General features: G+C 61.8%; 22 protein-coding genes. 3 read left to right on the top strand and 19 right to left on the bottom strand.

Going from position 1 to position 21,360, the window contains the following annotated elements; translation table 11 throughout:
- The first annotated feature begins 416 nt into the window (after positions 1-416).
- The gene (locus AC1DJB_RS03910) at positions 417-548 is read left to right on the top strand and encodes a hypothetical protein (protein WP_476909941.1); all 132 of its coding nucleotides are present in this window, start codon (positions 417-419) and stop codon (positions 546-548) included.
- 602 nt (positions 549-1,150) lie between these two features.
- Here the strand turns inward: AC1DJB_RS03910 and AC1DJB_RS03905 are convergent.
- From AC1DJB_RS03905 to AC1DJB_RS03850, 12 genes are all read right to left on the bottom strand, one after another.
- Positions 1,151-2,233, bottom strand: a complete 1,083-nt coding sequence (locus AC1DJB_RS03905) for a Gfo/Idh/MocA family protein (protein ID WP_476909940.1) — start codon at positions 2,231-2,233, stop codon at positions 1,151-1,153.
- Positions 2,234-2,342: 109 nt separating this feature from the next.
- A complete protein-coding gene (locus AC1DJB_RS03900) occupies positions 2,343-2,540 on the bottom strand; it encodes a hypothetical protein (protein ID WP_476909939.1) in 198 nt (65 codons plus the stop codon).
- A 34-nt stretch (positions 2,541-2,574) separates the two neighbouring features.
- Positions 2,575-2,865, bottom strand: coding sequence for a hypothetical protein (locus tag AC1DJB_RS03895; protein ID WP_476909938.1), 291 nt, complete (start codon positions 2,863-2,865; stop codon positions 2,575-2,577).
- Positions 2,866-2,986: 121 nt separating this feature from the next.
- Positions 2,987-3,715 (bottom strand): helix-turn-helix domain-containing protein, encoded by a 729-nt coding sequence (locus AC1DJB_RS03890; RefSeq protein WP_476909937.1) that lies wholly within the window; start codon positions 3,713-3,715, stop codon positions 2,987-2,989.
- Between the two features lie 98 nt (positions 3,716-3,813).
- Complete coding sequence (locus AC1DJB_RS03885; RefSeq protein ID WP_476909936.1) at positions 3,814-4,737, bottom strand: sugar phosphate isomerase/epimerase family protein; 924 nt, start codon at positions 4,735-4,737, stop codon at positions 3,814-3,816.
- Positions 4,738-4,749: 12 nt separating this feature from the next.
- Positions 4,750-5,853: a zinc-dependent alcohol dehydrogenase gene (locus AC1DJB_RS03880; RefSeq protein WP_476909935.1), complete on the bottom strand. Its 1,104-nt coding sequence runs from the start codon at positions 5,851-5,853 to the stop codon at positions 4,750-4,752.
- A 51-nt stretch (positions 5,854-5,904) separates the two neighbouring features.
- Entirely contained in the window at positions 5,905-6,960 is a 1,056-nt protein-coding gene (locus AC1DJB_RS03875; RefSeq protein ID WP_476909934.1) for a maleylacetate reductase, read from the bottom strand.
- Positions 6,957-7,904 (bottom strand): dioxygenase family protein, encoded by a 948-nt coding sequence (locus AC1DJB_RS03870; RefSeq protein WP_476909933.1) that lies wholly within the window; start codon positions 7,902-7,904, stop codon positions 6,957-6,959. The genes AC1DJB_RS03875 and AC1DJB_RS03870 overlap by 4 nt, the downstream gene beginning before the upstream one ends.
- Before the next feature lie 42 nt (positions 7,905-7,946).
- Positions 7,947-8,681 carry an SDR family NAD(P)-dependent oxidoreductase gene (locus AC1DJB_RS03865; RefSeq protein WP_476909932.1) on the bottom strand — a complete coding sequence of 245 codons (735 nt, stop codon included), beginning with the start codon at positions 8,679-8,681 and terminating at the stop codon, positions 7,947-7,949.
- A gap of 60 nt (positions 8,682-8,741) precedes the next feature.
- Entirely contained in the window at positions 8,742-9,785 is a 1,044-nt protein-coding gene (locus tag AC1DJB_RS03860; protein WP_476909931.1) for an ABC transporter permease, read from the bottom strand.
- Positions 9,786-9,847: 62 nt separating this feature from the next.
- Positions 9,848-11,377 carry a sugar ABC transporter ATP-binding protein gene (locus tag AC1DJB_RS03855; protein ID WP_476909930.1) on the bottom strand — a complete coding sequence of 510 codons (1,530 nt, stop codon included), beginning with the start codon at positions 11,375-11,377 and terminating at the stop codon, positions 9,848-9,850.
- 59 nt (positions 11,378-11,436) lie between these two features.
- Positions 11,437-12,498, bottom strand: a complete 1,062-nt coding sequence (locus AC1DJB_RS03850) for a sugar ABC transporter substrate-binding protein (protein WP_476909929.1) — start codon at positions 12,496-12,498, stop codon at positions 11,437-11,439.
- A gap of 405 nt (positions 12,499-12,903) precedes the next feature.
- On the opposite strand from AC1DJB_RS03850, the gene AC1DJB_RS03845 reads away from it, so the two are divergent.
- Positions 12,904-13,650: a helix-turn-helix domain-containing protein gene (locus AC1DJB_RS03845; RefSeq protein WP_476909928.1), complete on the top strand. Its 747-nt coding sequence runs from the start codon at positions 12,904-12,906 to the stop codon at positions 13,648-13,650.
- Positions 13,651-13,848: 198 nt separating this feature from the next.
- Here the strand turns inward: AC1DJB_RS03845 and AC1DJB_RS03840 are convergent, their stop codons facing one another.
- Genes AC1DJB_RS03840 through AC1DJB_RS03810 form a run of 7 tightly spaced genes read right to left on the bottom strand, consistent with a single transcriptional unit; the run spans position 13,849 to position 20,502 of the window.
- The gene (locus AC1DJB_RS03840; RefSeq protein ID WP_476909927.1) at positions 13,849-14,286 is read right to left on the bottom strand and encodes a nuclear transport factor 2 family protein; all 438 of its coding nucleotides are present in this window, start codon (positions 14,284-14,286) and stop codon (positions 13,849-13,851) included.
- Between the two features lie 34 nt (positions 14,287-14,320).
- Positions 14,321-15,121: an SDR family NAD(P)-dependent oxidoreductase gene (locus AC1DJB_RS03835; protein ID WP_476909926.1), complete on the bottom strand. Its 801-nt coding sequence runs from the start codon at positions 15,119-15,121 to the stop codon at positions 14,321-14,323.
- Between the two features lie 39 nt (positions 15,122-15,160).
- A complete protein-coding gene (locus AC1DJB_RS03830; protein ID WP_476909925.1) occupies positions 15,161-15,961 on the bottom strand; it encodes an SDR family NAD(P)-dependent oxidoreductase in 801 nt (266 codons plus the stop codon).
- A 12-nt stretch (positions 15,962-15,973) separates the two neighbouring features.
- Complete coding sequence (locus AC1DJB_RS03825) at positions 15,974-16,993, bottom strand: sugar ABC transporter substrate-binding protein (protein WP_476909924.1); 1,020 nt, start codon at positions 16,991-16,993, stop codon at positions 15,974-15,976.
- 10 nt (positions 16,994-17,003) lie between these two features.
- Entirely contained in the window at positions 17,004-17,996 is a 993-nt protein-coding gene (locus tag AC1DJB_RS03820; RefSeq protein ID WP_476909923.1) for an ABC transporter permease, read from the bottom strand.
- Between the two features lie 5 nt (positions 17,997-18,001).
- A complete protein-coding gene (locus tag AC1DJB_RS03815) occupies positions 18,002-19,015 on the bottom strand; it encodes an ABC transporter permease (RefSeq protein WP_476909922.1) in 1,014 nt (337 codons plus the stop codon).
- Positions 19,012-20,502: a sugar ABC transporter ATP-binding protein gene (locus AC1DJB_RS03810; RefSeq protein WP_476909921.1), complete on the bottom strand. Its 1,491-nt coding sequence runs from the start codon at positions 20,500-20,502 to the stop codon at positions 19,012-19,014. The genes AC1DJB_RS03815 and AC1DJB_RS03810 overlap by 4 nt, the downstream gene beginning before the upstream one ends.
- A 442-nt stretch (positions 20,503-20,944) precedes the next feature.
- Between AC1DJB_RS03810 and AC1DJB_RS03805 the strand changes: the two genes are divergently transcribed.
- The gene (locus AC1DJB_RS03805; RefSeq protein WP_476909920.1) at positions 20,945-21,340 is read left to right on the top strand and encodes a nuclear transport factor 2 family protein; all 396 of its coding nucleotides are present in this window, start codon (positions 20,945-20,947) and stop codon (positions 21,338-21,340) included.
- Positions 21,341-21,360 lie beyond the last annotated feature (20 nt).

Genomic DNA, 21,360 nt, shown 5'->3' with positions numbered 1-21,360 from the left:
TTTGAGTCGAGTGTCTGGATGAGCCTATCGATTGCTTACACCACCTGCACGTTTTTAGGGCATACACCCAAGGGTCTATGTGAGGGGTATGTTTTTCGCTCATAAACGAGGAGAAAAGATCCCTGCTAAATCAGCACAAACGGCCCCTCCCACTGCGATCACCACATGTCCACTAACTCTCGAGTTCCGACAGCACATGCCAGCCAAACCCGCCGTCGAGGGTGAGGGAAAGAGTTAGTGGTGCATCCGCGTAGGATCCCGGAACTGGAGGCTCGTCCCTGGTTCGCCGCCGCTCGGATTTCGGTGGTGGTCACAGGAGGCTCACGGGCAGAGCGCTCCGATGCCGTTACCTGGGGTTTTCCACATAGATCAAGACGCTTCTACCGGCAGCCGGCCGATGATGCTGCACTGGAGCCATGCTCAGCTATGAAGACATCATCCTGCTCGGAGAGGAACGGGTCCTGGTCATCCAGGAGCACGAGGATGGCCGCTGCTGGTGCGGCGAGATCTGGGATTGGCTGGCACCGCCCAGTCATCCAAGTGTTTAGGTTCGTGGCCGCTTCCCAGCACGGTCCTGGTCCGGTCTAGCAAACACCGTCGATGCGCGGCCAGAGACGTACAGGAATCTCGATCATCAGGAAGTCCAGAGGTGGCACGCCAATATCGCCCTCGCCACCACATGCTCAAGTGTTGGCGATCTCAGGCACTGCGATGGAGTCGCCTGTTCCACAACGTCGCGCTGAATCTTGCCGATCTGGAATGGATCCTCGCACGGCCTTCCCCTGGCTTGGCTGAGCTCGGCCGCCGGGTCGGGGCGAGCGAGCTCACGCTCTCCCGGCTGTTCCGCGACGAGGTCGGGATACTACACCGTGTGGCGCAACCTGCTCCGACTGCACTTGGCGACCCTGATGTCGCTGGGGGCTGGACGGTTACTCAGGCTGCCAGCGCCTGCGGCTGTTCCTACCACTTCGTCACGACGTTCCGCGCGGCCTTCGGGCAAACCCCAGGGTCGCTGTACCGGTAGTCCGGGCGGCGGCAACCGCGTTGCGGGCTTCCGTCAAGGCGGGCAGGCACTTGTCCTGGACGATGCGGGCGGTGGTGAGCACTCCCCCAGCGAACGGCTGTCATATTGTGAGCTCCGCGTCCAGTATCACGCCTGAGTCACTTGAACTGATGCCCCCAGCTCTTTCTCGGACCGGTAGCTGGCGTCGATAATCCGCGCCACGGCAAGGGCATCCTTGATGGGTGCCACCACAGGTGCACCAGTGCGGATGCTGTCGACCCATCCGCGCATTTCCGTGCGGAAATTGCTGATGTTCTCCAACTCGGGCAGCTCGGAAAACTTGTTTGCATCAGTACGGGCGAACGGCGGAGTGAAATAGCTCTGCGTCCATTCAGTCCAGCCGGCTGACCAACCGGCCCGCTCCTTCTCGACGTAGACCCTCAGCTTTTGGGGAAGAACACCGATTTCGATCATGCCAGCGGTGCCGTAGACGGATATACCTGAGCTTTCGAACCATTCGAGACGGTCGTGGCTGTCGAAGCTGAACGTAGCGGTCATGTCGGGATAATTCAGCAGCACGGCTGCGGAGTCCTCGCGGCTCGACTCGTCGGAGAGCATCGCGGACTTGCGCACTCGCGCATTGACGGACTCGGGGACCCCAAACATGCTGACCAGGGAGTCGATCATGTGGCACCCGATAATCCACAGCGCCCCTCCGATGTCCGCCGGCTGGTTCAGATGGGCAGTGAGATGCTCACCGGCCAGGGCGGCACCTCTGGCCGACACACTGACCACATTCCCGATGGTCCCGGCGTCTATGAGCTCCTTTGCCCGAGTGACCGACTGCGCCAGGCGGACGTTATAGCCGACCTGAACTACCAACCCCGGAGCAGCCAGGGTCTCCGCCTCGGCCAGCTTCAGCAGGTCATCGACGGTTCCGCCGCCCGGCTTCTCGACGACGACAGATTTTCCGGCGGCAAGGGCCCGCAGGGCATGGGGGACCATGTCCTTGCTCTTGGAGTGGACCATGACTGCGTTGATGCGCCCGTCCTCGAGCACTCCGTCGATGTCGCGGGGCTCCATGTCGTATTTGTCGGTGAAGTACTGCAGCCGCGGATCGTCGTCTGCGGCGGCCACAACCTCGACGCCCTCGATTTCGCGGAGGGCACGAACCCGTGCGGAAGCGTGCGGGTGGGTGATTCCCAGGAGTCCTACTACGAGCGGTTCCAACGGGCTGTCTCCTATCGGTTCTTGTAACAAGGCATCGGTCATTGTCGGTCCGGGTGGTTCACCGGATTGTGCTCCAGGCGAGGTGCCCTATTCCGTGAGCAGTTGATTTTCAGTGCCGTGTGGCAGGGCGCGGCTTGCCACCAGGCGCCGGGACTTTATCCGGCTCCTCCTGCCACCAGCCTTCCCAAGCGAAGGATGCAAGGACTCCCTGGGGGAACCCCGCCTCTTTGGTGTCATCGGACGACGCGTTGCCGTCGCCTCCGTAACCGGCCCCATCGACCAGAACCGAAAAGAGGTTGAGCAGCATTTTCAACGTCCTCCCCAAAGTGAAGTGAGTGAATTCAAAGGTCTGGTCCTGAGCGCTTGGCCAGGTCTATCGGATCGGTGTAGGTCTTGTGAACCTCGGTTTTGGTGAACAGGCGGCGGCCCGTGCCGTCATTCAGGAGCAGCCAGAGGTACTCGCCGTCAGTGGATACGGTGTCGACCGTTCCGGTGTGCGAAGTCTTCCCGGACAGCACCAACACAAGGTCGCCCGGGCACAGTTCGTTCCAGTGGACAGGAGTGGTCGCAGTGCTTGGCTGCGGCTCACCCGAAGCTCCCCGCCAACGGTAGCGAGCGGATGAAAAATTCAACTGGGGACTCCGTTCCATATTCCGTGAGAGCAGGCGTCGCTCTCTTTCCGCTGCTGATTTGAGTTGTATGCATGCAGAGCCAAAGCGTAAATCCGCTGCGAACGGGCAGTAGCCGCCAGGGTTATGCGACCGGTGAGGCCGGGTTGTCCGGCTGATGGCTTCGCCGGCCGACCACCACCCAAATTGCGATGCAATCTTCGTTGAAAGGATTGCTGAGCCGGTGAGGGGCGGAGGAGACGAAATTGATGCTGTCGCCGGCGCTAAGGGTTCCCGCGGAGGAGCCGGCCTCCACGTTGAGTCTTCCTTCAAGGATGTGGAAGTATTCGTGTCCCCCGTGCCGCATGAGGTTGTCAGGCGGGCAGGATTCGGTGCCGTTTCGGTACGTGACGCGGAGAAGTTCCACGTTGGGGTCGTTCTCCGCGGTGAGTCGCTCCCAGAGGACACCATCGACACGGAGTTTTGGACGGTCCTTCGCTTCCAGGAGTCCGGGAAGTTCGTTGCTCCCTGTAGATGGCACCAGAGGTGTCACGGCACCTTCGGATGACCAAGGCAGCCCGTCCTCATTGGCTGGAGTTTCAACAACCCGAAGATTGGTACCTGTCGACGGAAATTGCCCCGCATCCTGCATTACCGCATCAAGGGACAGGCCCAGTGCTGACACGAGGGCGTAAAGGGTTCCGACAGAAGGTGTTGTCCGGCCCAGCTCGACCTGTGAGACGAGGCTGGCGGAAACGTCCACACGGCGCGCCAGCTCGCGCAGGGAGAGCCGGGCGCTCTGCCGGGCGTCACGGAGACGCATCCCAAGCTGGATGGCAGCATCCGATCGTGCCTCGGGGGCTGGTGCGCTCATGGTGTTCTGCTTCTCTTCTGTGGTCAGTGCGGTCCAGCCCACGCGCCTCCCCCCTGGCGGGTAGCGCGTGGGCCAGGCTTGGTGTGGATCAGCTCGGGTTAGACCTTTTCGGACTGTTCCGCGGCGATCAGTTGGGACGCTGCCTCGAGTGTTGCCGCGGCTGAATCGTGGGCGCGTGCCAATGCCTGATCCAACGGCAGCAGGCGGTGGGATTCCGCGAGGATTTCCACGCCCCAGTGTCCGCGCCATCCGGCTTCATGAATGGCTTTGACGAAGGCAACCGTGTCGAGGTCACCTTCACCGGGGTACAGGCGCTCATTGATGGTGTCTTCCCACAGCGAGCCCCTGACGTCCTTACGGGCATCATCGATCTCGACGATGAAGACCTTGTCCATGGGCAGGATGGCGGCCAGGTCTTCGTAGCGTGTGCCGCCGCGGCTGGTGTGCCACGTGTCAACGGTGAGCCCGCCGTGGGGGTTGTTGACTTCGCTGATGAACTTCGCGCCGATTTCGATGGTCTTGAGGTTGTTCATGGGCATCGGCTCCAGAGCGACGCGCGTGCCCACTTCCCCGGCCTGGGTGGCGAGCCGGTCGAATTCCTGGTGGAACGCGGTCTCGTCGACAGGCGCTGGTTCGCCTTCCAGGGCCAGTTCGGCGCCGATCTTGATGGTTTTGACGCCGAGGATTTCTGCGGCGTTGAACAGGACCTTGCGCCAGCGGTCGGATTCTTCGCGTTCGGGGCCGGTCTTCCACCAGTCCGCGAGGAATTCCATCTCGACGTGGACGATGCCGTTGTCGTCCAGCAGCTGGCGGAGCCCCTTGAGACCAATGGTCTTTTCGATCTCGGGAAGGTCGGCGTGGATGAAGCCCAGTCCCTTCCAGCCGGCCTTGGCGGCAGCCTCAACCCGGGTGCGCACGTCGATCGGGCTGGTTTCGTCGCCGCGCAGCGGCGCTGCGTTTCCTGCCCAGGTCCAGCAGGAGGCCAGGAGGTCCCGGTTCTGAATGATGTTCGTGTCGTTCACGTTCGTCCTTTGTTAGTTGGCTTTGTGGGTTGAGGAGGCAGGCACGTCGTCGGGATGAGTGCTATCTGGAGCCAGCATGACCTTCGTTTCCCGGCTTGAATCCTGTGCCCTTTGGAGGGCTTCGTCTCCGCGGGAGAACGGGACGACAGTGGAGACGATCTCACCGAGGTTGAGGCGGGTGTTTGCCACGTAGCGGATTGCTGCGGGCCATACTGCTACCGGCGCCCCGGTGGAGCTGGTGATCATGAGGTTTCGTTCCTGGACCAGGCCCAGGCGTGCAGGGGAAAATTTTGGCGTGGAGACGCCCATGAGCAGGACGCGTCCGTTGTGGTCTGCGCTTTCAAGGGCTGCTGCTTGCGCCGCGGAGTTTCCGGAGGCTTCGATGACGACGTCGGCGAAGGGCCGCCCCATGGCTGCTGCTGCAGCACCGGTGGTGTCCGGGGTTTCGACCGGATTAACGGCAGCCGTAGCTCCCAGTTTCATCGCCGTTTCGCGACGAAGTGGGCTCGGATCAAATACGACCACTTCCGCTCCTGCGGTGACAGCCTGGATCACTGCGTTCAGGCCGATTGCTCCGAGCCCGTGCACGTGGACCGTGTCGGCAGCACTGATGCCACCGATCTTCTTAAGTCCGTTCAATACGCAGGCGAAGGGTTCAATAACGGCGGCCGTGAGCATGTCCACCTCGTCAGGGATGTGGAAGCACATGTCGGCCGGGACGGTGAAGAGCTCGGCGGCGGCTCCATCGTGGGTGACCCCGAACCAGTCGTTGCCGCCCAGGTGTCCGTGCCCAAGGATGCGGTCCCCCGGGTGGAATCCTTCAACAGCTGCGCCGGCTTCCACGACGATGCCTGACCATTCATGGCCCAGGACGTGGGGGTAATTGATCTTGAAGGTTTCCGGCATGCTGCCGTGCAGGATTTCAATATCGGTGCCGCACACTCCCACGTAAGCGGGCCGTACGAGGAGTTCCGTCGGCCGGGGCGCGGTGACGGCTGCGGTGCCGGGTTCGACTGTGACGGTGCCGCCGGCGTCTTTCCGGACCAGGACTGCCGGGACGGTCCCCAGCGGGTTTACGGCGGGCACCGAACGCACGTCGTTGACGGTCTCAGACATGTTGTGTTTCTCTCTGTAGGTTCAGGCAACAAGGTATGGCGCGGACGTTGTTTAGATGTCGCTGCCGTGAAGGGCGGCAGTAACGAGTTCCCGGATGCCCTCGGGGGTCACTTCCCGCGGGTTGGCGTACGGGTTCCTGGTGGCGATTTCGACGATCTTGTCGATGTCGGATTCCTTCAGGCCCAGCTCGGCCAAGGACGACGGTGCTCCGAGGGAGAGGCTCAGTTTCCGGAAGTGGGCCGCCGGGTTGTCTGCCCCGGTGGCGCGCTGCAGGGCGGCTATCGCCTGCGGGGCGTGCTGGGCGTTGTAGGCCAGGGCATAGGGAAGCACCACAGTGTGGGTTTCGGCGTGGGGAAGGTTGAACGTCCCGCCGAGTGTGTGGCACAACTTGTGGTGCAGGGACATGGTCGTCGCACCCAAAGTAGCTCCGCAGAGCCAGGCCCCGTACAGGGCATCGGAGCGGGCGTCGATGTTGGACGGGTCTTCGACGATCTTCGGCATCGCTTCGAGCAGGGCGCGGGTGCCCTCCTCGGCCATCAGCGAGATGATGGGCGAACCGTCGGGGGCGTACAGCGCTTCCACGGCGTGGGCGATGGCGTTGAATCCGCTGGTGACCGACATCTTCACCGGGAGGGACACGGTGAGTTCGGGGTCGTAAATGACGCTCGTGGGCAGAACCTTGGGGTCGCGTCCGGTCTTTTTCTCGCCGTCGGCGGTCAGGCCCCACACGGGCGTCATTTCGGAGCCCGCGTAGGTTGTGGGTACGGCGATGATGGGCTGGCCGAACTCAAGCGCGATGGCCTTGCCCAGGCCGGTCGTGGACCCGCCGCCGACCGCAACGTACCCGTCAGCCTGGGCAGCAGCGGCTACTTCACGCGCTTTGTGGGCAGATTCGATGGGCACATGCATTTCAGCTTCTGCGTGCACGCCGGCGCTGAGCTCGCCCAGCTGTTGTGAAACCTTTTCGGCCATATCCGCTTGGAAGGGTGTAGCCAGGACCAGGACCCGCTTGAGGCCAAGGTTGACGACCTCGTCGTTAAGTGAGGCAAGTGAGCCGGCTCCGAAGCGGACGCGCATCGGAAGTGCCTGGTACTGAAAATCCTTCATCGGGTGTTCTCCTGTGCTTCGATAATCCGTGCAGCGGTCGGGGACATCACGGCGGTGTTGATAATGTCCGGGTCGACGAGGTCGGGGTGGATGACAATGTCGATCACTGCCTCCATGAATGGTGAGGTGAGCCCGTAGCGGGCCGCGTCGGCCTCTGAGGTGTTGGGCACGAATTCGGCGATCAGGCTCTGCTTCACGGCGAAAACGGCGTCTGAGTCTATGTAGTGGCTACCGGCAACAAAAATGTGGGTCGTCAGTTCCCGGAAACCAGGCGCTGTGACGATGAAATGGATGTGCGCTGGCCTGTTCGGGTGCCGGGCAGTGGCGTGCAGCAGGTCCCCGACAGGTCCGTCGGTCGGGATCGGGTAATAGCTGGGGATGACGCTGCGGAAGTAGAACTCTCCGGCGGCGTTGGACGTGAACAGGCCGCGGCCGTTGCCGATGCTTTGGATGCCGGGTTGCTGAACATCGTAGAAGCCCTTGGTGTTTGCCTGCCAGATGTCGATGGCGGCATTGGGGACGGGTTCACCGGTGACAGAGAGTATGCGCCCCCTGACCAGGCAGATGTCTCCTTCGCTTTCCGGGGAGGCGTTCTCGCCCAGTTCGCGCTTTGGGGATTCGACCATGTGGAACGGGCCCAGAACGGTGGAGTCGGTGGCGTCCGGAGTTTCGGCGTCGTTGATCGTTTCGACCAGCATGGAGACGCCCAGCACGTCGGACAGGAGGATGAACTCCTGCCGGACCGAATCGCATTTTTGACCGGTCGCGGTCAGGAAATCGATGGCCGTCTCCCATTCCTCAATGGAAGGTTCGATGTCCCGGACGAATTCGTGCAGGTGCTGGGTGAGGCTGGTCAGGATGTCCTTCAACCGCTCGTCGGGCGTGTTCCGGAAGCTGTCGATGACGGCGCTGGTTAGTGTTCCGGGACCCAAATCCGTAGTCATGAGAGGATCTCTTTCTAGTCGATGGGGTTGGATGCTGCGGCCTCAGACGCTGGTGAATCCGCCGTCTACCACCAGCTGTGCGCCGGTGATGTAGGAGGCTTGGTCAGAGGCGAGGTAAAGGATCGCATCGGCCACTTCGGAGGCCTTGCCGGCACGGCCCATCGGGGTCTTGGCGATCAGATCGTCGGATATCTCCTGATCTTGGTTTTCCGTCAGCGGCGTGATGATCAGGCCCGGGTGAACGGAATTCACGCGGATGCCCTGGCCGGCCCAGGTGGCCGAGGCGTTCTTGGTCATGAGCGTGACTGCTCCCTTGGATGCCTGGTATGCCGCGACGCCGGCTGCCCCAACCAAGCCCCAAATCGAGGAGACATTCACGATAGCCCCTGCGCCTTGAGCGAGCATGGGCGGGGCCACGGTCCGCATGCCCAGGAACACGCCGGTCTGGTTGACGGAAATGATCCGGTGCCAGTCCGCTATGTCGATGTCAGCGATTGAGTCGTAGGAGCCGACGAGACCGGCGTTGTTGACCAGGATGTCGATCCTGCCGTGCTCTCCGAGCACTTCCTCGGCGAGGGCCCTCCAGCCTGACTCTTCGGCGACGTCCAGCTTTCGCCACTGGACGGATTCGTGGGCGTTTTCGCTGCTCGGCGCCGCAATGTCCGCGCCATAGACCGTGGCGCCCTGCTCTGCAAGCGCCACCGCTGTGGCGTGGCCGATGCCACTGGCTGCCCCCGTGACGATCGCGATCTTGCCAGCGAAATTTTGTGGAGTCATTTCCGTTTGCTCCTTGGTGCGTGCCGGCTGCCCGGCGGGGATTGGCGGACTAAATGATCGTCACACTACGCGGCGGGTTCGTCGGGAACCGGCGAAGTAGTTGAAGATCAGTGCGCTGAGGATGATGAGTCCATAGATGGCCTTGATCCAGAACGAAGGAACCTCGGACAGGACCAGGATGTTCTGGATAATACCCAGCAGCAGCACGCCGCTCAGTGCCCCGATCATCGATCCTTTTCCGCCGTTGAGGCTGATTCCGCCGATGACAGCAGCGGCGAACACGGTGAAGATGAGCCCGTCTCCCTGGTTCGCCGTTACCGATGCGATGCGGCCGGTCAGCATCAGGCCTGCGAAGGCCGCAATGATGGCACCTGCGACAAAGATACCGATGGTGAGGCGCAGCGTCTTGATGCCTGCTGCGGCTGCGGCGGCGTTGTTGCCGCCCATCGCGTAGAGCTTGCGGCCGACCGGGTGGCTTCGCATGAAGATCGCGGCTGCCACCAGAAAGATGACGAAAAGCCAGATCTGGATGGAGACGCCGAACCATTTGGTGTTGCCCAGTGCCAGGAATTCAGCCGGCAACCCGGAGAGCGTCTTGCCCCCGGACAGGCCCATGGTCAGGCCTCGAAGAAGCGTGAGCATCGCCAAGGTGACCATGAAGGCGTTCAGCTTCAGCTTGCCAACGAGGAAACCGTTGACAAGGCCCACAACGATGGCCAGAACCAGCATCGCGGCAAACGCAGCCCACGGCGACCATCCCCAGCCCGAGCCTCCGACAGAGGCCGGCAGCACCAGCCACACTGCCAGCATGGGCGCCAAGCCGACCGTGGATTCGAGCGAGAGGTCGAAATAGCCGGAGATCAGTATGATGCTCTCGGCAATGACGACAATCCCCAGCACGGCAGAAGTGACCAGCACGTTGTTGAGCAGGTTGTTCGCGGTGAGGAACTGCGGGGACAGCACGGCACCGATCACCATGGCCACGATGATGGCCGGCAAAAGTGCCAGTTCCCTGGCCCAGCCGGATGACCGGACCTGGTCGATCAGGGTGACGGGCCGGCGGCTTGTAGGCGTACCCGCAACGGTGGGAGTATGCGTGGACATTGGAACTTCTCCTTGATTTTGTTGCTCACTGGATGCAGAAGTGCGGGAGCCTGCGGTGGTTGTCATGCGACTTCCTCCGCGCCCTGGATTGCGCTGACAAGCTCCCATTCTTCGTAGCCGGCGCTTAATTCGCTGTGGACTGCGCCCTTGTACATCACGATCACCCTGTCGCAGATTTCCAGGTCAGTGTCATCTGTCGAGACGATCAGCAGGGACCGGCCGCTTTCGCGCAGGGACCGCAGGGACTCATAGATCGATTCTTTTGCGGTCACGTCAACGCCCGCTGTTGGGTGCACGAGCACCAGGGTGTCCGGGTTCGAGGCCAAAGCCCTTGCCAGGACCACTTTCTGCTGGTTCCCGCCGCTTAGTTCTTCGACGGCCTGGGTGGGCCCGTCGCACTTGATGGCCCATGCGCCTGACAGTTCCGTGAATCGCTTGCGGCGCCGGGCCGGATTAATCAATCCACCCGCGCCACGGAGCCGGTCCACGATGGTCAGTGTGGCGTTTTCTTCGACGGAAAGCTCAGGGACATAACCATTGACGTGGCGGTCTTCCGGGACGAATCCCACGCCCGCGTTAATGGTTTCAATGACGTTGCCAGTGCCGAGTCGGCGCCCGTTGTGCTCCATGGTTCCTTGATCCAGGGGAATCTGCCCAGCGATGGCCTGAGCGAGCTGGACGTGGCCTGCGCCATCGAGGCCTGTCAGCCCGACGCATTCGCCCGCCCGGATGGTAAGGCTGACGTCGGAGACGCGTGATCCCACCACGGCGCCCGATACCGTGAGACGTTTGTCGCCAAAATTCCCGGGACTCCGCTTAGCCTTCTCGGAGTCCACCCTGGCTGCTTCTGCTTCTGCGTCGCTGACGCCGGCCATGACATTGACGATGCGGCTTACGGAGAGCTCGGACGTGGGAGCCGTCAGCACGTCCCGCCCGTCGCGCAGGATCGTGACCGAGTCACACACCCTGAAGATTTCCTCCAAGTGGTGGGAGACATAGATCACAGTGACGCCGCGTTTTCGCAAACTGTCGATCTGGGCGAACAATTCGTGCGATCCGCCTTCATCGAGCCCGGCGGTCGGTTCGTCCAGAAGCAGGATGCGCGGACCCCGTGAAAGCGCCCGGCAAACTTCCACGATCTTTTTCTCCAGGGGTTCAAGATCGGCCACTGTCCGATCGACAATCCCCTCGTAGCCCCATTCCCTGAGCTGCTCTGCCGCGGAACGCCGGATAGCCCGCCAGTCGACGCCTCCCCACCGTTTGCGCGGGTAGGCGCCAAGGCTGATGTTTTCCGCGACCGTCAGCTCCGGAACGAGCGTGCTCTTCTGGTACACACAGGCGATCGAATCAGACCCTGGCCCCTCGGTGATTTCCCCGTCTGCGCCCATGATCCGGATGCTGCCGGAGTCTGGATGGATCAGCCCGGTCAGCATAGCGATGAGGGTTGATTTACCGGCACCGTTCCGGCCGAGCAAGGCCCTGGACTCACCTGAACGGACGATCAGGTTGGCATCTGTCAGAGCCTGGGTTGATCCGAAGGACTTCTGTAGCCCTCGAATCTCGATGGCATTTTGCGAATCAGCTGTGACCACGATGTCACCCTTTCCAAGTTCAGTTCCAGTCGGCACTGGCCCGGCCGGAAGGACCGCTGTCACTTCTTCTTGTTGCCCCAGAGGTTCTGGTCGTCAACGTTCGCCTTGGTGATGACCGGAGACGGAAGCATGTCTGCAAGGTTTCCCTTATAGTCAACGATCTGGCTGCCGTGCTCGGACGGGCCGACCTTGTACACCTTGCCCGCCATCGCATCCTTCAAGTACTGGACGCCGAACTTGCCGTAGAGATCCACCGGCTGCGAGATGACGGCATCGACATTGCCGGAGCGGATCGCGTCCAGCGAACCGGCTGAACCATCGATGGTCACGAGCGGAATGTGCCCGGGCTGTCCGGCCGGAATCCACTTTCCCTGGCCCTGAAGTACAGTCTGGACCCCGGAGAGCATGACGGAGTCGCTGGCAAGGAATACGCCGTCGACTTTGGAAGTGCTCAGCACGGTCTGGGCGTTCTCGACGGCCTTGGCAGACTCCCAGTTTGTGTCTTTCTTGATAATCGAGATGCCCGGGAACTTGGATTTCATGCAGTCGCTGAAGCCCTTGTCGCGGTCGAAGCCCGAGGTGGTAGAGAGGGCACCGTGCAGTTCGAGAACTGTCCCCTTCCCGCCGGTGAGTTTGCCCATCTGCTCGCACACGCTGGTCCCCATGGCTACATTGTCTGCACGGACATTCATGTAGATCTTTCCGCCGTTAGCCGCGGTATCCACCGTCACGACGGGGACGTTGGCTGCGTTCGCGGCCTGGATGGCGGGGATGATCGCATCGCTGTCACGGGGAATCGTCACAAGGCCCTTGATGCCTTGGGAGATCAGCGTGTTGAAGTCCGTGACCTGCTTTGCCGGGTCGCCCTCAGCGTTGGAGGCCGGAAGCATGTTCAGGCCGCTTGAGTTAGCCTGGCTGACAACGGAATCCACGAGCCCGGCGGTGAAAGGGTTGTCAAGAACGCCGGCGGAGAAACCAACTGTCGGCTTGTCACCGCCGCTGCCCGAGGCGCCGCCGGAACAGGCGGAGAGCGCCAACGCGGCGCCTGCGAGCACGGCGACACCAATGTGTCGGCGGCTCAGTTTGAATGCGGAGGCGCCTTTGCGATCCTGCACCATCATTTGCTCCTAATTAGAAGGTAGACATACACAGTGGAACTCTGGCTCCGGTTCTGCCCGTCCTCGACTTCGAGTCCGCCGATTCCGGAAGCTTTGGCCGCTGCGCCGACTGGCCGGGGAAATCCCCAACCGTTATCAGCTCTCGCGGCTTCATCACCCTTCAAATGTAAAGTGATACACCGCACACTGTCAAGTAATACAGCACATATCGCTTTACATTCGCCCGCTCCGCACCCTTCCATGATCCGTTCGGGCGTAATAACTGTGAAGTCTGGGCAATGATGCGGTAAGGAAGCTAAACTTGTGTGTACGCGCGCTGTACACTGCGGCTGGTTCCCTGGCCCTTTGGTGGACAGACATATCAGCGGTCCCCTCTTTTGCCAGTTTGGATCGCCGGAAAGGCCGAGGATGAGCATTCAAGCCCCTGCACCGGTTACCCAGGAGGGTCGTGCCCAACTTGGCAGTCAGCTCAGGGCGGCCAGGACGAAGTCGAAGATCTCCCTCAGGGAGCTCTCCCGCAGGGTCGGTATCTCCGCGAGCTTCATGTCACAGGTTGAGTTGGGCCGTGCCGTCCCTTCCATCGGAACCCTGTACGCCATCGTTTCGGAGCTTGGGCTCTCCCTGGACACGCTCATGAGTGGTGAGCACTCGGCTCCCGCCCCGGAAGGAAATGGCGCGACCGTTGATTCAACTGTCAGCGGCATTTCCGTCTTCGCCCCTTCTGCAGGTGCGGCAATCCCGGGAATCCAGAGGGCAGGGGACCGTCCAGAGATCAACATGGGAGGCGTCCGCTGGGAGCGGCTCACCGAACGGGCAGACCCTTTGGTCGAGTTCCTGCGGGTTACGTACGGGCCCGGGAGCGAGTCCTGCGCCGCGGACGCCCTGATGCGCCACCCCGGATGGGAGTACATCCATATCCTTTCCGGCCAACTTAACGTCCAGGTCGCTTTTGATAGCGATGTTCTCGGGCCTGGAGACAGCATGAACTTCGATTCGAACGTTCCACACCGTCTCAGCAACACCTCCGGTGAAGATTGCGTCGCAATCTGGGCCGTGGTCGGCCGTCAGGGCTTCGCCCATCCCCTGGACCTGGCCAGGGCCGGACAGGGATCGAACGGTGAGGACTCCGCGACGATGGAACACTCCCACTCCTAGCATTCCTCCCCTTCTCACGGCATGGACGTGTCGTGAATAGCGCGGAAGCGTTGGTTTGTGAGTGTCAACCGGGGGAATACAAACGGGCACGTTGGCAGCATTTGGTCCGCCTGCCAAGTCATGGACGCGGTAGACGTCAAAAGAGTGCCGGCGACAGGTGTCGCGGGCACTCTTTTGACCTTGCGGGCCGGGTGCGCTTTAGACTGTTGAGCCCGCGGACGCGGTTGTGCCTTCCTGGCCGAGGGCAACCTGCCCAGGCTTGGGCGTCGGCTGATAGGCCAGCAGCTTCCAGGATGAACCCACGCGGATCCACACAGCCAAGGCGGTGTTGTCCAATGCGGTACGCGTGCCCCGAATGGTCAGATCGGCCTGCATTTCTCCCATGACGAGGGCTACATCGCCTACTATTTTGACCTGCTCCACCGGATGATCGATCCGGTGATAAACGTAAACGCCCTGCCGGCACTTATCGATGTAGCCGCCCAGGTCATCGCGTTCCCCGTTTGAATGCGCGTAGACGAGATCCTGATGGCAAAGCCCGGCGAAGGCGTCAAAGTCAGACCTGAGTACCGCCTCGTAGCGGCGGTCTTCGAGGGACAGGATCTCCTGTTCGTCTGAAGAATGGTGATCGGGCACGTGGTGCTCCTTCCGATCCAGGGCGGGCTGAAGGTTAGATGAGTCCACGGATGCTGCCGCCATCCACGCCCCAGACGGAACCCGTGACGAAACTGGTCACCGGGCTGCAGAGCAACGCGATGACGCGCGCTACTTCCTCCGGAGTGCCGAGCCGTTCCAAGGGCAGCTGGCGGAGCTTCATTTCATGTTCGACGGCTGCCTGGCGTTCCATCCCGTGCAGGGTTGCGAACGTGTCAGCAAAACCGCCCGGCTTGGTCCAAAACGGTGTCCAGATGGGTCCCGGTGCCACGGCGTTGACCCGGATCTTCGGGCCTTCAGCGCGGGCGATGGACTTCGTCAGGGCCAGGACAGCTGCCTTGCTGGCGGAGTAGTCGACAGGCTGGGCTTCAGGTTGCCGGGCGAGGTCGGATGCGTTGTTGACAATGCACGGAGCCGCTGACTCGCGCAGAGCGGGCAGAGCGGCGCGGATGGCGCGCACGTAACTCATGAAGTTCAGCTCCATCGTGAGGGCCCAGTCCTCGTCGGTGATCTGCTCGAAGGTCCGGACGGCTCCAGAGCCGACGTTGTTGATGAGAAGGTCCAGGCCGCCAAGCTGGTCGATAGCCTGGGCAACAGCGTTGTTCGTAGCTTCACCCTGGGTGAAGTCAACGACGGTCGGGACGATCCGGCCACGGTGATCAGCGGCCAGTTCCTCAAGTTCGGTCAGGGCGGACTTGTCGATGTCCAGGGCTGCGACCGTGGCTCCTTCAGCGGTGAGCAGCAGGGCGGTGGCACGGCCAATGCCCAAGGCAGCGCCGGTGATGATGGCTTTCTTGCCGGTCAGTTCCAGTTCCATGAGTTGTACCTTTCGGTGGTTCGGTATTCGTGTGGTGCTTTAGTTCTGATGGGCGGAAGAGCCTTCGGAGCCGGTCCGGAAATCAAAACCGGTGGTCAGGCCCCCGTCAGCTACAAGGGTGGTGCCGAAGACGGCCGAGGACTCCTTGGAGAGCAGGAAAAGTGCCGAATTGGCGACTTCGTCTGCTCCGGTGATGCGCCCGAGGGGCTGCCGCGCCTCACGGGTGGCCAGGAATTTCTCCGGGTCACTGGCCGAGGCCAGGTGTCGTTCGAAAAGTCCGGCCCGCATGGGCCCCGGTGCCAGCAGGTTGAATTGGATGCCCGTGCGGGCGTAGTCCAAAGCAATGGTTCGGACGGCTCCGGTGAGGGCGGCCTTGGACGACGCATAGGACGCCAGCTGCTGCTCCGCGAAGTGGGCATCCACGCTGGTCACCACGACGACCGAGGCGTGGTCTGCGAGCTGCAGGTGCGGCATGAGCGTCTTGAGGGCAATGACGTTGCCGAGGACGTTTACTTCCCAGGTACGCTTCCAGGACTCCAACGTTTCTTCCTCGAGCGTGCCGACGCCAAGGATGGCAGCTGCGGCGATTAGCCCCAGGGATCCGTTAGCCCCTGCCGTTGCCGTCTTGGCTACTTCTTGCCAGGTTTCCTCGGTGGCCACGTTACCGACGATGTGCTGGTACCGGGGATGGTCCTTCAGCTCTGCGGGGCTTTCTCCGAGGTCTACGCCATAGACGTGGCTGCCTGCTGACAGCAGCGCCTTGGCGCATTCCAGGCCGAGGCCACTGGCCGTGCCGGTGATAATGACGTGGTCGGGAAGGGTGAGTGTCCAGTCAGTCATGTGCGTCCTCCGTTACTTGCCAACTGCGGCGGCGCAATCGGCAAGGTTGGCTTTGGTGATGGTCTTCGGGGTCAGGTACTGGTTCTTCTGGACGGTCTTGCCTTCCAGGACGTCGATGACCGCCTTGGCAGCGTATTCGCCGTCTTCGATCGGGCTTTGGAGGACCGAGGCAAATTGGACCCCTTTCTCGATTCCGGTGTAGCCCTCGATGGAGCAGTTGGACCCGACCATGGCCAGATCTGATGACTTCAATCCTGACCGGTCTGCGGCGACGATGGCACCTGCGAGCATGTTGTCTGCCTGGGCGTAGATGCCGCGGAGATTCTTGTTACCGAACTGGGTGATAAGGCTGGCCGCCGCCGACGTGGCCTGGGTCTGGTCCCAGTTGCCCGGCTGCGAACCGGCGATGGTAATTCCGGGGGCGTCCTTTGCCAGCTCGTCCTTGAAACCCTTAGTGCGGTTGATGGCCGGCGGGGTGCCGGGAACGCCTTCAACGATGGCGACCGAGCCGGAGTCACCGAATCCCTTAGCCTTGAAACCTGCGATCATGGCCTTCGCAGCTTCCTGGCCGTTCGCGTAGTCATCCGGGCCGGTGAAGGTGGTCCACAGGCTCTCGTCGTTGGACTGTGGGTGGGAGTTGGTCACGACAACTGGGATCTTGGATTGCTTGAGCCGCTGCAGAGACGGCGTGATGGCCGTGGCGTCGGCGGGCCACAACACGACTGCGTCGGGGTGTGTGCTGATGGCCTGGTTGACCTGCTGGGCCTGGTCGGCAGCGTTGAAGTCGTTGACGACGACGGTCACCTGGATGCCGGCTGCCTCAGCTTCCTTTTTGAATTCCTCGGTGTGCTTTGCGCAGTAGTCGCAGCTCTGGGCAACCGTCAGCAGCGTGACCTTCTTGCCTTTTACGTCGGTGGAACCACCTCCGCTGGCGTTTGGCGCTGCGGCAGGAGTTGATCCGCAGGCTGCGAGGAAGAGCGCAGAGGTGAGGGACAGTGCGACGGCCAGTCTCTTCATTGAGGTGGTTTTCATTTGTGAGTCCTTAGTGGGTGGTTGATACGGGTTGGTTGGATGCGGCCATGGTGTTTTCCACCGATTTGTTGACGATGCGGTTCAGCGGCCGGTCGATGACGACAATGAGGAGAAGAATGCCACCGTTGATGAGCTGGATGATGGCAGTGGAGGTGCCTTGGAGGCTGAGCCCGTTGCCGACCACTGCCAGCAGCATGGCGCCGGCGGCGACCCCGGCGATGTTTCCTTTACCTCCGGTCAGTGCGACACCACCGATGATTGCTGCGGTGACGGCCTGCAGGAGGGTCGCTTCGTCGGATCCCGGGGCACCAGAGGCCAGAGTCAGTCCTTGCAGGGCGCCCGCCACACCGGCGAACAGACCGGAAATGACGAAGGCCAGAATCAGGACCCGGGTAACCGGCAAGCCGGAGGCGGATGAACGCTGACGGTCGCTGCCGACGGCGCGGATTTTCATGCCGGACCACGTCTTGGCCATGAGCCAGCCCGCGCCGATGACAAGGACGGCGAAAATCAGGGCACGGGGCGAGACGATGTCCGCGATGGCCTGATCAAGCCAGAGCCCGGGTTCAAAGTCGGTCAGGGTAACGATCTTCCCGCCGGCCACGGCGAAGCCCAGGCCGATAGTCAGTACCAGGGTTCCGACGGTGACGGCGAGTGAAGGCACGCTGTAGTGGGCGGTGAGCCAGCCGTTGATGACCCCAACGGCGGCGGCTACGGCGACGGCGGCAGCGACGCCGACAGGTATCCCGGCAGTTTCACCGACCTTGACTGCGATGAGTGCGGCCAGCGGTATTGTTCCGGCGATGGACAGGTCGAATTCACCGGCGATCATGACGATCGCCAAGCCGGTGGCTACCAGGGCCAGTACGGCAAACGACTGCAGGAGGGAGTAGAGGTTTCCGGCGTTGATGAACGCCGGGTTGGTCGCCGCAAAGGCAATGAATGCGAGGGCCGCCAGCGACCACGCCAGCAGGGTTCGGAAGTGCCAATAGAGTCTAATCACGGGAATCAGTGCTTTCTTCCTGATTGACGGTTGGATGCCATGCCGGTTGCTACGACGGCCAGCAGGACGAGGACGCCCTTGAAAATGAGCTGGACTTCGTAGCTGAGCCCAAGCAGAACCAGTGCGTTGCCGAGCAGGCCGACGAGGATAGCGCCTGTGGCGGCGCCCAGGGGGTTTCCGGTGCCGCCTTTGACGCTCACGCCGCCGACAACAACAGCCGTGATGGCATCGAAGCCGAAGGTGCCGCCCAGCTGGAGGTTTCCTTGTCCCGATTCAGAGGACAGCAGCCCGCCGGCAAGGCCTGCCATGGCGCCCGAGGCGATAAACGCAAACAGAACCACCGGCCAGGCGCGCATTCCTGAGACAAGGGCTGCTTTTTCGTTCAGGCCCACGAGGGTTACCCGCCGGCCCAGCACGGTGTAGCGGTGCGTCCACCAGGCGAGCACTGTGAGGACGAAGAAGGCAAGCACCTGGACGGGCACGACGCCGAAGATCGTTTGTCCGAAGACGCTGGCGTCGCCTGCCCCCTGCACATTGCGTCCACCGGTCACGATCTGCGCGAAGCCAATGAGGATAGCTGCGGCCGCGATGGTCGTGACGATGGGGTCAGTGCCCAGGCGCCCGACGAAGAGCCCCTGCACTGCACCGGCGAGGGCCCCGAACAGGACGGCGGCCGCCATGGCGGTCCATGGACCGGTGTGGAGAAGGGAGGCGAAGACGATGGTGGACACTGCGACCATCGCACTGACGGACAGGGCGAATAGCCTGCCGACGATGGTGATGATACTCAGGCCGACGGCGGCAATTCCCACCAGGGCAACTGAGAGGAACAGCGCACGCAGGTTGGTGACCGTGGCGAACTCGCCGACGAAAATGCAAGCCAGGATGAACAGCAGGACGGTGGTCACCGCGATGGTGGCTGAACTGTCCGTCGTGATCCGTTTGATGGTCTCAGCAACGGGTGTGGCTGGTGATGACGGTTTTTGTACCGTCGACCGTGCCGCGATTTTAGTGTTCATGCTTTGGCTCCGTGAAGGATTTCGGTGAGGATCTGGGAGTCCGTGACATCGGTTGTACGGTTGCTGCTGACCGGGCGGCCGCGGAACATGGTGATGACCCGGTCGGCCAGCTCGCGAAGCTCGACGATGTCGCTCGAATAAACGATGACGATGACGTTGTTCGCGGAAAGCTGCCGGAGCGCGCGATAGATTTCCGCGCGGGCACCGATGTCCACGCCGCGGGTCGGCTCGTTCAGGACCAGAACATCGGGTTGAGTGGCGAGAGCCCGGCCGATGGCGATCTTCTGCTGGTTTCCGCCGCTGAGGGATCCGACGGGAACCCGGATGCGTGACGGGTCGAAGGCCACCTTTGAGGCAATGGAACGGGCGAGGTCCGTTTCCAGCTCTGCCCTGATGGTGCCCAGCCGGCTCACTCCGGCCAGTGCGCCCGAGCTGACATTCTGAGCGACACTGCCGCTGAGGAAGACACCCTCCAGGACACGGTCCGTGGAAACATAGGCAATGCCGTGTTTCTGGGACTTGGGTCGTGTCAGGGCTGAGAGCTGAATCTCGTTCAGTTGAATGTCCCCCGCTGTCACGGGGATGAGGCCGACCAGGGCCCGAACAACGTCATCAGCTCCGGAGCCTATCTGGCCAAAGAGCGCGGTGACCTCCCCGGCCTGCGCGGTGAAAGACACGTCCGAGAAGCGGTGCCCGGAGGCCAGTCCGCGGATGTTCAGCTTCCGGCGGCTTTCCGGAGCAAAGTTTTCCTTGACGTGAATTGCCTCCCCCGCTGTGTGTTCTTCGCCCAGCATGTGCGTAACAACCGAATCCATGGTGAAATCGGCCGTCGGGCCGCTGGCCACCACGCTGCCGGAACGCATAATGGTGATCCGGTCAGCCAGCCGGAAGACTTCGCCCATTCGGTGCGTGATGTAGACGATTGACCGCCCGCCTGCCACAAGCGACCTCACGACCTCATGTACCCGTGAGATTTCAATGTCCGACAGGGTGGCGGTGGGCTCATCCAGGATCAGGGTGCGGGCATCAGCGACGAGCCCGCGGGCGATCTCAAGCAGTTGGCGTTTTGCCAGCGGCAATGCCTCCACGGGCATGTCCAGATCCAGGTCTTCAAGTCCCGCAGCAGCCAGCGCGGACTGCATCCGCTCCTGCAGTTTTTCCCTGCGCACGAGAAGACCTGAGGTCCGGCGCATGCTCAGAGCCATGTTGTCGCGGACCGACAGCTCGGGGATCACTGAGAGTTCCTGGAACACCATGGCAACATCGGTTGATTCGGAGCCTCCCGGGAACGTCACCTCGCCGGCATCAGCGGTAACTACACCGGCTATCACTTTGACCAGGGTGCTCTTGCCGGCACCGTTCTCTCCCAGCAGCGCGTGCACTTCACCCGCCCGGAAGTCCACTGAAACGTCGTTGAGCGCCTTCGCCCCGCCGAAGCTTTTACTGATCCTGCTCACAGAAAGCAAGACCTCGGTACTAAGGACCACGTTGACCTCATTCCGTTTGATTGGTTCGAGGACGACGTTAAGTGATCCAACACACAGGTGTCAAGTCAAAGATTACATGTGCACTATTCCTGTAAACCCTGAGGCCACCGCTCAACGCACCATTGAAGAGTCCCTAGAAAGCGCGTTCTCCCATGGATTAACGCCACTCCTCGGGCGAATACCCCATAAGAAAAGGCTGGTCGCGCACTCCGTCGCAAAATCAGCTCGGCGTTTTCGTGTCAACTATCAGTTGACGGCTAGGCCTGCTGTCAATTACGTTGGGATGAGGCTGGGTGGGCCAAGAATCACCGGCCCAGGTTTGGCTTTCCCGAACGAGGCCCGGCTCAACGTTGTGAAGAAGCAGCGTTGGGCGTGGACAGCGGGGCGGAATCAGACTCGTGGCGGCCGATAGCCCCAACACTTTAAGCAAGGAGAATGCTCCGTGGATAACGCCACTGCAGCCGAGAAAAACAAGATCGAAACCTTGGAAGCAAAGCGCTACCAAGCCGTAGTCGACGGTGATTACGACGCCTTCGAGAACCTGTGCCACCAGCGTCTGGTGTACACCCATTCGCGGGGCGACCGTGACACGCTGAGCAGCTACCTGGAAAAGCTTCGCAAGGGCTTCTACAGGTACCACCGGATCGACCACCCTATTGAAGACATCGTCCTGATTGGCGACACTGCCCTCGTACTGGGACAAATGAACGCGGACCTCACCGTCAATGGAACGCACAAAACACTTGCCAACAGCGCACTCTCGGTATGGATCAAAGAGGGCGAGAGCTGGAAGTTCCTGGCGTACCAGCCGACTCCCCGCCAGCCTGCGGCAGCCTAGACCGCAACCTCTGTTCCGCG

The organism is Arthrobacter sp. 01T428 (assembly GCF_056398685.1).
The sequence above is the reverse complement of the archived record's forward strand: the minus strand, read 5'-3'. Positions and strand labels throughout refer to the sequence as shown.